Below are 841 nucleotides of genomic sequence, written 5' to 3'. Positions count from 1 at the left end.
GAGTTAAGTAAGCCACCCATGATAAAAACTCGTCACAATAACACACTGCTGTTGTCTATTTTGCCAAGTTCACCGCTTATTGAGTGAGGTTTTGACTCAACAACGCCTTTTGTCCGATAAATTGTCCGATAAGCTGACTAAATTATTGAATTTTACTCGTAGAGAGATTGTTACGGATAACGTAACCTTAAATTGGCTAACATTAATAAAGAGAGTTATGCGAGCGTTATGCGCTATTCAAGCAGGCTTTAGCATTCGCTATGCCATGAGTGCGCTGCAGACCCACATGCGCACTAAATTCACATAAATGCTCGACAGTACCTACCGCACCAGTGAAGATAGCTTCAAAATCATTGGTTAATTTTAACCAACTTTCATCACTGAGGTGAAGTCTGCTTAGAATATCGGTTACCTCTGCATTGATTACACCGCGTTTATCTTCTCTAAGTACTCGCCCTGTTTCATCAACCAGTGTTAAATAGTCTTGTAAACTAAAACGAATTCCTTTGGTTTTTTTATGATGGTCATTACCAACAAAGGGTAATAATTTTTTGGGTTGCTCGCCTTTAATGGCGGCTTTGATACGTAATTGAATACTGGTGAAATCAGATTGCTCTGGCGTCGCTGCAATCGCTGCCCGTACTGGGTTTAAATCAACATAAGCCATACACGATAATAACGCCCCTTCATCAAGCAGTGCTTGGGATGTAAAGCGCCCTTCCCAAAAGTGCCCTGTGCAGTTGTCTTCTCGGTTCGCTTGGCGTGCTATCGGCTCATTGAGTGAGCGCATAAACCAGCTGATATCAATTAACCGCTGTTTGTAAACCTTCGCAGTGCTTTC

Annotated in this window: 1 protein-coding gene; it reads right to left on the bottom strand. The window is 42.0% G+C overall.

The annotated features are described in order from the left end of the window. Window positions 1-226 precede the first annotated feature (226 nt). Window positions 227-841, bottom strand: a 615-nt coding sequence (locus FCS21_RS15725) for a transposase (RefSeq protein WP_503328516.1), incomplete at its 5' end; no start/stop codon positions are given.

The organism is Colwellia ponticola (assembly GCF_005885605.1).
GTDB lineage: Bacteria > Pseudomonadota > Gammaproteobacteria > Enterobacterales > Alteromonadaceae > Colwellia > Colwellia ponticola.
The sequence above is the reverse complement of the archived record's forward strand: the minus strand, read 5'-3'. Positions and strand labels throughout refer to the sequence as shown.